This is a genomic window from Microvirga tunisiensis (genome assembly GCF_009296175.1).
GTDB lineage: Bacteria > Pseudomonadota > Alphaproteobacteria > Rhizobiales > Beijerinckiaceae > Microvirga > Microvirga tunisiensis.
Map to the genome: position 1 here is coordinate 1 of NZ_VOSK01000451.1, position 4,295 is coordinate 4,295.

Here is a 4,295-nt window from a genome sequence, read left to right on the forward strand (position 1 = left end):
CTTTGCAAACACCTCGTTCGGATCACGCCCGGCAAGCAACTGGTCCAGAAGTTCTTTCTCGATAGCCATACGATGGTCCTTTCCTCTCCATCACTATGGCCTCACGCACAAAATTCCTGACAGTCCCATGCATCTTTGATGAGATATGAGCGGCCTTCCTGGATCTACACGGCCGCAGACCCTTAGCAGGGATCAGTATTCCTAACAGGTAGGACGGGATCTATTGGACAGCGCGATCCGCCGATCCTGCGTTTCACAAGCATGTCCAGTGTTGGCATCGCCCTGGGCCGCACAAAAAACTACCACGGCAGGGCAGGCGGATGTGGCGCCCCATGAATGGAGGCAATTCGCACTGCTCTTTCATTCCTTTGCAGCTGCAAAGTTCCTGCCTCTGGATACCTGTTTCCTCGCCATTGCTTCTAAGATAGTCGCCGGAGATTAAGTGAGGCGGCGCAGCCAGCCCGGCCATGTCGGCTACTGACGATTGGAGGATGACATCGCAATCAGCGATTCCAAAAGTATTCAACACCGCCCAAGGACACCACGTTTAAGGAAGCAGCTCCACAGGCCGCTATGGGGCTCAGGCGTATTCCTTCGCTATAATTTCAGTGCGCTGGGAGCAGCAACGGCCGAATCTTTGCAGCTGCAAAGATCCTTGGCCTCGGTTGACCAGGGCAGTTCATTCGCCACTGCATACATGCTTATCCAAGGAGTCTTTCAAAATGCAATTGCCCTCGACTTGGCGATTGACACCAGAGACAAGGCTGAATCTATAGATCTCAAAGACTGCCCCGCCAGCTTCGGCGCGATCAATATCATCTCGTAGGTACTTCTAGGGCTGGGCCCTTAGCGCGGGTGACGGCCCAATTCCGAAATCCACTACCCCTCAAATCCGGCAATCAATATCGGCTCTGCCCAGCGAGTATGTAACAGAACCTCCTTTTCTTTGCCGCTGCGCTACGGCTCGTTTTATTGAGAGATCTTAGGGCTTGCAGCTGCAAAGTTCCTCCGACTCTCTGACCTATAAGCGCTACGATATGCGCTGCATTGAGCTTCATCAAACATCACCCCATCTGCCATCTTTTTAAGATGCAAAGATTTGCCTAATCCTCAACACGGCCGAGGGGAGGGAAGTATCGTTTGATCTTTGCAGCTTCGAAGACCCCCTCAAGTAAGATGGGGGCAATTAGATTACTTCTGAACGCTCGGCCTTTTCTCTGGGCTATCGCCGAATCACCGGTTGCGGCAGGTGCTCTACGAAACGGACTTTGCAGCTGCAAAGTAGGCTGGTACCTATCCGAACAACGAAAGAGGCAGAAAATCGCATTCTTTTAGACCTACTTATCGCGGCGTTAACCATTCATTTAGACTTCGCGGGCTTTCCTCACGGAAGACGTCGCCTCAGCGGCGAATTTCCGTAACTAGGAGAGTTGATGTGGCCGTCCTTCAATTAAAACCGGATGAATCCCAAGTCGAAACACAGGCAACTCCGCAGCAGCCGAAAGTCGACGACAACTACATCTTGATGCATGCCAAAGAGCTTTCCGAGTCGCTCCACCAACAGCGACTGGCGCTTTATCCCCCAGTCGCCCAGAAGTCTCTTCGCAAGTTTACCTCAGGGGAGGCCGCAAAGCTAATTGGTGTCGATGACGGCTACCTGCGCCAACTCGCCTTGGATGGGAAAGGCCCTGAAGCCGAGACGCTCCCAAACGGGAGGCGCATGTATTCCCTTGATGATATCAACGCTCTTCGCGCGTACCTCGACGAGAATGCCCGCGGTGGCCGGCGCTATCTTAAGCACCGTTCCGGCAAAGAGCATCTTCAGATCATCTCCTGCGTAAACTTCAAGGGTGGTAGCGCTAAGACGACCAGTGCGGCGCACCTCGCACAGTATCTTGCGCTAAGTGGGTACCGGGTACTCGCGATCGATCTTGATCCCCAAGCTAGTCTCTCGGCCCTGCACGGATATCAACCCGAGTTCGACGTTGGCCCAAGCGAAACCATTTACGGCTCGATCCGCTATGACGACGAGGCTCGTCACCCGAGCGAGGTTATCCGCCGGACCTATATCTCCGGGCTCGACATTATCCCGGGCAATCTCGAGTTGATGGAGTTCGAGCACGAGACTCCAAAGGCACTCGCCAACCGCCGTCCGGGTGAAACCAAGTTCTTCTCACGTCTCACTATCGCGTTGAATGAGGTTGCTGATGATTACGATGTCGTGGTGATTGACTGTCCGCCGCAACTCGGGTTCCTCACGCTGGCAGCCCTGAGCGCATCCACGTCCCTCATTGTGACAGTGCACCCGCAGATGCTCGACGTGATGTCCATGTCCCAATTTTTGACGATGACGGCAGATCTTTTGGGTGTCGTAAAAAAGTTCGGCGGTACTGTCGAATACGACTGGATGAAGTATCTCATCACTCGTTACGAGCCGGGTGACGGCCCACAAAGTGGCATGGTGGAATACTTGCGGGGTCTCTTTCCAGAAGCAGTTGTCGAGTGTCCAATGTTGAAGAGCACCGCGATCGCAGACGCTGGCATCAACAAGCAAACGATCTACGAAGTGTCGCGCGAGAGGTTCACCAAATCGACGTACGACCGAGCAATTGATGCCATGAACAACGTCAACGCCGAAATTGAAGGCCTTATTCGGAAGACTTGGGGGAGAGCATAATGAGCAAGAAGAATTCTGTTCTTAGCAGGCTCATGCCCACGCCCCAGTCGGAGCCGGAAGCACAGCGGTCGCCATCTCAATTCCCGAACCTTGTGGCTGAGGATCGCCACGAGGGTGGAAAGCCCATGATTCACATTGCGGATTCTCCTCTGGAAGCCGCAGAGCAGTTAGCTGGCCCTGTGGCTTCACTAGCAGCGTCTCCCTCTCGTGATCATCAAGCAAATAATCAACTTGCACCCGCCAAGAGGAAAGAGTGGGGAATCAATCGAGCCGCGGGAAGCGCACTTGGAAAGCTCAGTGAAGCTTTCGCCGTCGAGAATGAGCTCAAGGCCGTCAAGGACCAGATGGAGACCGGTCAGACAATCGTCGAGCTAGATCCGCAGGTTCTGGAAGGTTCGTTTATCCAGGATCGGATGGAGAGCTCTGATGAAGCCATTACGGAGCTCGCAGAACAAATCAAAGAAAAGGGACAACTCGTTCCCATTCTCGTCCGTCCGCATCCCACTGTTCCTGACCGTTACCAGATCGCCTACGGCCACCGCCGCGTCAAAGCCGCGGAGCGGCTTGGCATCAAGGTCAGGGCCACCGTCCGAAAGATGACCGACGAAGAGCTGATCATCGCTCAAGGTCAGGAGAACAATGCTCGCCTTGATCTGACCTTCATCGAGAAGGCACGCTTCGTTGTGGCCCTTGAGAGCCGAGGCTTCAAGCGAAAGGTCATTCGAGAAGCACTCTCGGTCAATGAGGGAGATCTCTCATCTCTGATTGCTGTCGGCTCTCGGATTCCTCTCGACATCATTGAAGCGATCGGACCCGCACCAGGGATCGGCCGGCCCCGCTGGCGGACCCTTATGGACCTCTTCGAGGACGCCACTTGCGTCAAGCGCGGTCGACAGATCTTAGCTGAAGATGACGTTCGGGCCCTAAATTCGGACGCTCGCTTCCGCACACTGGTCGACCGCCTCCAGAAGAAGGAACGGCCCAAACCTCAATCATGGGAAGATCCTCACGGCCGCCGACTTGTAAACATCGTCTTTTCGGAGACGAAGTGCACCCTCCAGATTGATCAGCGTCCTGAACCGGAGTTTGCAAGCTTTCTAATGTCAAAGCTTACAGACATTTATCGGGAGTTCGAGGCTCAGAAAAGCAAGTAGCACCACAAAGCTGAGGGCAGGGAGCTACTCTGCCCTTAACGATCAAGGTGCGGCTTCGGGGGATCTTTGCATCTGCAAAGATCTCTACACATTTCCCAAGCGCACCCAAGTTATTCGGTATCGACAAACAAGGATGGCTTCTCCGATTTTTGCCCTCCGGCGACAATCCCGAGCATCTAATCGGAAAGAGGTCACCGAAGTTTCAGGGTCTATGCCATCGGCGGATTTAGCCGCGCATCAGCGCTTGATTATCACTCCAGGCAGAGGTTCCAAGAGGGGAGGGGACTAGCTGTCTGGATGCGAGACCTCCTTGGCATGAGCGATGACCTGGAGGGCTGGCGGCAACGCGTCTGCATCGGGTGGCTTGTAGCGGCGGTTGGCGAGCTTCGGCTCGGCAGCCAGGCGGCTTCGCACAACCTCATCCGGGGATCGCCCCTTGAGCACGCGTTGACGTCTTCTGTTAT

Annotated in this window: 2 protein-coding genes and 1 pseudogene; 2 read left to right on the forward strand and 1 reads right to left on the reverse strand. The window is 54.6% G+C overall.

Annotated features, from left to right (window positions below; translation table 11 throughout):
* Positions 1 to 1,435 precede the first annotated feature (1,435 nt).
* Positions 1,436 to 2,677 (forward strand): plasmid partitioning protein RepA, encoded by a 1,242-nt coding sequence (gene repA, locus FS320_RS39075; RefSeq protein ID WP_162003535.1) that lies wholly within the window; start codon positions 1,436 to 1,438, stop codon positions 2,675 to 2,677.
* The gene (gene repB, locus FS320_RS39080) at positions 2,677 to 3,831 is read left to right on the forward strand and encodes a plasmid partitioning protein RepB (RefSeq protein ID WP_152717754.1); all 1,155 of its coding nucleotides are present in this window, start codon (positions 2,677 to 2,679) and stop codon (positions 3,829 to 3,831) included. The genes repA and repB overlap by 1 nt, the downstream gene beginning before the upstream one ends.
* Before the next feature lie 285 nt (positions 3,832 to 4,116).
* Here the strand turns inward: repB and FS320_RS51200 are convergent.
* Positions 4,117 to 4,295 (reverse strand): annotated as a pseudogene (locus tag FS320_RS51200) (IS481 family transposase); the annotation flags it as partial.

Coding starts and splice junctions, on each gene's coding strand:
- repB (WP_152717754.1), top strand. CDS start 2,677: ATGAGCAAGAAGAATTCTGTTCTTAGCAGGCTCATGCCCACGCCCCAG.